At 67.2% G+C, this 4,123-nt stretch carries 3 protein-coding genes and 1 pseudogene; 3 read left to right on the forward strand and 1 reads right to left on the reverse strand.

Going from position 1 to position 4,123, the window contains the following annotated elements:
• On the forward strand, positions 1-866 hold an 866-nt coding region (gene wecB / locus PHD22_RS16585; RefSeq protein WP_299869462.1), incomplete at its 5' end, for a UDP-N-acetylglucosamine 2-epimerase (non-hydrolyzing).
• Positions 867-946: 80 nt separating this feature from the next.
• Here the strand turns inward: wecB and ftsY are convergent.
• Positions 947-2,101: a signal recognition particle-docking protein FtsY gene (ftsY, locus tag PHD22_RS16590; RefSeq protein WP_299869466.1), complete on the reverse strand. Its 1,155-nt coding sequence runs from the start codon at positions 2,099-2,101 to the stop codon at positions 947-949.
• Positions 2,102-2,262: 161 nt separating this feature from the next.
• Here ftsY and PHD22_RS16595 point away from each other — a divergent pair, with 161 nt between their 5' ends.
• Together PHD22_RS16595 and PHD22_RS16600 are read left to right on the forward strand one after the other, a co-directional pair.
• Entirely contained in the window at positions 2,263-3,633 is a 1,371-nt protein-coding gene (locus tag PHD22_RS16595) for a pitrilysin family protein (RefSeq protein WP_299869469.1), read from the forward strand.
• A gap of 24 nt (positions 3,634-3,657) precedes the next feature.
• Positions 3,658-4,123, forward strand: a pseudogene (locus PHD22_RS16600) (insulinase family protein); the annotation flags it as partial.

Consider the following 4,123-nt stretch of genomic DNA (forward strand, 5'->3'; position numbering starts at 1 on the left):
CCTTCGAGGAGATCTGCCAGAAGGCCCGGCCCGACTGCGTGCTGGTGGTGGGCGATGTGAATTCCACCCTGGCCTGCTCCATCGATGCCAAGAAGCTCGACATTCCGGTGGCCCATGTGGAGGCGGGCCTGCGCAGCGGCGACATGCGGATGCCGGAGGAAATCAACCGGCTGGTCACCGACAGCATTTCGGACTGGTTCTTCTGCACCGAGCCGGCGGGGGTGGCCAACCTGCTGCGCGAGGGCAAGTGCAAGGACGTGGTGTTCAACGTCGGCCACGTGATGGTGGACAACCTGTTGTTCCAGCGTGACAAGCTCGATGCCGCCGACAAGAGCGGCATGGCCACCGAGGCCATCAAGGCCCACTACCCGAAGTACGGGGTCGTCACCCTGCACCGTCCGTCCAATGTGGATGACGAGGCCAACCTGCGGGGGATTGCCGGGGCCCTCAAGCAGATTGCGGCCGAGCTGCCGCTGATTTTTCCGGTGCACCCGCGCACCCGCGGCAATCTGGAGAAGTTCGGCCTCGACCTGGGCCCCAATGTGGTGCTGACCAAGCCCCAGTCCTACATGGAGTTTCTCAACCTGTGGAAAGACGCCTCGCTGATCCTCACCGACAGCGGTGGATTGCAGGAAGAAACCACGGCGCTGGGCATTCCCTGCCTGACCCTGCGCGAGAACACCGAACGCCCGGTGACCCTCGACGAGGGCAGCAACGTGCTGGTCGGGACTGATCCGGCCCGTATCCTGGAGGAAGCGGCCAGGGTGCTGGCTGGCCAGGGCAAGCAGGGCCGTCGTCCGGCCCTGTGGGACGGCCGGGCGGCGGAGCGGATCGTCGCCGATCTGGACCGGCTGCTGGCGGGCTGAGTTACGCCCCCGGACCCGCAAAAATCCGCTGCGGCCCTGGAGGCCCGGCGGATTTCAAGGGCACGCGGGAAACCGGCCGCTCAGCCCGCGCTCTTGTCCTGGCCGGCAAGCGGCGTGAACAGGGCGTCCACAAATTCCTTTGCCCGGAAGACCTGCAGGTCGTCGATCTGCTCGCCCACGCCGATGAAACGCAGGGGCTTGGGACACTGGCGTGCGATGGCTGCCACGACACCCCCCTTGGCGGTGCCGTCGAGTTTGGTGAGCACCAGGCCAGTCACGCCGATGGCGGCGTCGAAGGCCTTGACCTGCTGGATGGCGTTCTGGCCGATGTTGGCATCCAGCACCAGCAGCACCTCGTGAGGGCCGGAGGGCTCTGCCTTCTGGATCACCCGGCGGACCTTGGCAATCTCTTCCATCAGGTGGAGCTGGGTGGGCAGGCGGCCGGCGGTGTCGGCGAGCACGATGTCGATGTTGCGGGCCCGTGCGGCACTGATGGCGTCGAAGACCACCGCTGCAGGGTCTCCGGACTCCTGGGCGATCACCGCCACACCGTTACGCTCCCCCCAGGTCATTAGCTGCTCGCGGGCGGCTGCACGGAAGGTGTCGCCCGCGGCCAGCAGCACGCTCTTGCCCTGGTTCTGGAAATGCTTTGCCAGCTTGCCGATGGAGGTGGTCTTGCCGGAACCGTTGATGCCCGCAATCATGATGATGTAGGGCGTGTGCGTGCTGACTTCGAGGGGCTTTTCCAGCGGCGTGAGGATCGCCTGCAGGCCTTCAGCCAGGGTGCTCTGGAGCTGGTCTGCCGTTTCCAGCTTGTCGCGCTTCCAGCGCAGGCGCAGCTCCTTGATCAGGTGCTGGGTGGCCTCTACGCCGCAGTCGGCCATCAGCAGGGTGGTTTCGAGTTCTTCGAGCAGCTCCTCGTCGATCTTGCGCCGGGAGAACAGGCTGGTCAGCCCGCCCAGGCCGCCCCCGATCTGCTCCCGGGTACGGGACAGGCCGGCGCGCAGACGGTCCATCCAGGAGCGTTTCTTCCCGGGTTCGGGGGTAGGGGCGGGGGCTGCCTGGGACGCCGGCGCCGGGGTGGGGGCCGGGGCAGGAGTGGAAAGGGGGGCAGCGACGGGGGCGTGCGCCGGAGCGGGCTCGACTGCGGCCGGTGCAGCGGGCGCCTCGGGGGCTGGCGTGTCCGGCGCCGCCGGGTCGCCCTTCTTGAGGGCTTTCTTCAGGAAACCAAACATGGGGTGGCGGGTCAGAGTGTGGGTCGATCGGGTCGGGAGGGGCGCACAATGCACCGCCATGCCCGGTTGGCCCGGCTGTCGGAATGCCGCTATGATGCCGCGCCGCATGCTTGCCGGTAGCCACCAACCCCGAATTTTACCAGATGCTTCAAGAGCCTATGATGAATCGCAGTTTGCGGGCTGTCAGCACAGCCCTGGCCCTGGGTTTTACTCTGGCCGTTCCGGCCTGGGCCAACCCCTTTGAGGCGGTCCTCCCCAACGGGATGAAGCTGATCGTCAAGGAGGACCGTCGTGCGCCGTCGGTTGTACACATGGTCTGGTACAAGGCCGGCGCCATGGATGAGGTGGATGGCACCTCCGGTGTTGCTCATCTCCTCGAACACATGATGTTCAAGGGGACCCGGAAGGTCGGGCCGGGCGAGTTCAACAAACGGGTGGCGGCGGCTGGTGGCCGCGACAATGCCTTCACCAGCCATGATTACACGGCCTATTTCCAGCAGGTGCCCCGGGAGGCCTTGCCCCGGATGATGGCCCTGGAGGCTGACCGGATGGTCAACCTGCAAGTTACTGAGGAGGGTTTCAGGAAGGAGATCGAGGTGGTCAAGGAGGAGCGCCGCCTGCGCACCGACGACAAGCCCCGCTCCCTGGTCATCGAGCAGTTGATGGCCAGTGCCTTCCAGGCGCATCCCTATCGCCGCCCGATCATCGGCTGGATGAACGACCTGGACAACATGACCGCCCAGGATGCCCGGGAGTGGTACCAGCGCTGGTATGCCCCCAACAACGCGACCCTGGTGGTGGTGGGTGACGTGGACCACAAGGCCGTCTTCCGGGAGGCCTCCGCCACCTATGGCCGCCTCAAGGCCAGGCCCCTGCCGGTGCGCAAGCCCCTGGCCGAGCCGGAGCAGAGCGGTCCGCGCCGCGCCGTGGTCAAGGCGCCTGCCGAGCTGCCTTACCTGGCCCTGGCCTGGCGCGTGCCCACCCTGCGGGAGGTGAGGGCCGACAGCGACTATTACGCCCTCCAGGTGCTGGCGGCCGTGCTCGACGGGTACGACGGTGCGCGCCTGGCGAAAAACATCGTGCGTGGCAGCAAGGTGGCCGTGACGGCGGGAGCGGGCTACGACGGCACTGCCCGTGGAGAGTCCCTCTTCTATCTCGATGGCGCACCCGCTGCGGGCCGGTCGCCGGCGGAGGTGGAGGCCGCCCTGAAGGCTGAAGTGCGCCGGATTCAGGAGGAGGGGGTTTCCGAGGATGAACTGCGCCGGGTCAAGACCCAGGCCGTGGCGGGGCAGGTGTACAAGCGGGATTCCCTGATGGGGCAGGCGATGGAGATCGGGATGGCCGAGATGGTCGGTCTGTCCTGGAAGGATGATGCGCTGATGCTGGAACGGATCCGGGCGGTCACCCCCGCGCAGGTTCAGGCTGTCGCCCGTAAGTATCTGCGGGATGAAACCCTGACCGTGGCGCAGCTCGATCCCCTCCCGGTGGATCCCCAGGCCCGGGCCAGGGCCGCCCAGCCCCATCGCCACTGATCCCATCCCCTTCGAGGTGCATAGATGATTTCCCATACCACACGTCTCGGGCTTGCCCTGGCGCTGACCCTGGCGAGCCTGTCGGCCCAGGCCGGCGTGAACATCCAGCACTGGACCACCGCCAATGGGGCGAAGGTCTTTCTTGTGGAAAGCCGGGCCTTGCCCATCGTGGATGTCCAGGTGGATTTCCGCGCGGCGGGCAGCGAGGTGCCGCCGGGCAAGGCCGGGCTGGCCGGGCTGACCCGGGGGCTGCTGGATGCGGGTGCCGGCAGCCTGGACGAGGAGGCCATCGCCAACCGGGTGGCCGACCTGGGGGCCCAGGTCAGCGGCAGTGCCGACATGGACCGGGCTTCCGTGTCCCTGCGGACGCTCAGCAGTCCGCCTGAACGGGATGGTGCGGTGAGCCTGCTGGCAACCCTGATCCAGCAGCCTACCTTCCCTGAGGCGGCCCTGGAACGGGAGAAGGCCCGGGGCATTGCCGGGCTCAAGG

This window comes from Zoogloea sp., from assembly GCF_028693495.1.
In the GTDB taxonomy this organism is placed as follows: domain Bacteria; phylum Pseudomonadota; class Gammaproteobacteria; order Burkholderiales; family Rhodocyclaceae; genus Zoogloea.